At 50.7% G+C, this 609-nt stretch carries 1 rRNA gene; it reads left to right on the forward strand.

From position 1 onward, the window contains the following. Positions 1 to 609, forward strand: a 23S ribosomal RNA gene (locus SJ312_RS23320); the annotation flags it as partial.

Consider the following 609-nt stretch of genomic DNA (forward strand, 5'->3'; position numbering starts at 1 on the left):
GACGAGTCACTACGGTGATGAAGTAGCTCATGCCCCGCTTCCAGGAAAAGCCTCTAAGCTCTAGATTATCATTAATCGTACCCCAAACCGACACAGGTGGTCAGGTAGAGAATACTCAGGCGCTTGAGAGAACTCGGGTGAAGGAACTAGGCAAAATGGTGCCGTAACTTCGGGAGAAGGCACGCTGGCATTAGGTGAAGTGATTTACTCATGGAGCTGAAGCCAGTCGCAGATACCAGCTGGCTGCAACTGTTTATTAAAAACACAGCACTGTGCAAACACGAAAGTGGACGTATACGGTGTGACGCCTGCCCGGTGCTGGAAGGTTAATTGATGGGGTTATCCGTAAGGAGAAGCTCTTGATCGAAGCCCCAGTAAACGGCGGCCGTAACTATAACGGTCCTAAGGTAGCGAAATTCCTTGTCGGGTAAGTTCCGACCTGCACGAATGGCGTAATGATGGCCAGGCTGTCTCCACCCGAGACTCAGTGAAATTGAACTCGCTGTGAAGATGCAGTGTACCCGCGGCAAGACGGAAAGACCCCGTGAACCTTTACTATAGCTTGACACTGAACATTGAGCCTTGATGTGTAGGATAGGTGGGAGGCTT

This window comes from Providencia sp. CIM-Carb-044 (assembly GCF_033901115.1).
Classification (GTDB): domain Bacteria; phylum Pseudomonadota; class Gammaproteobacteria; order Enterobacterales; family Enterobacteriaceae; genus Providencia; species Providencia hangzhouensis.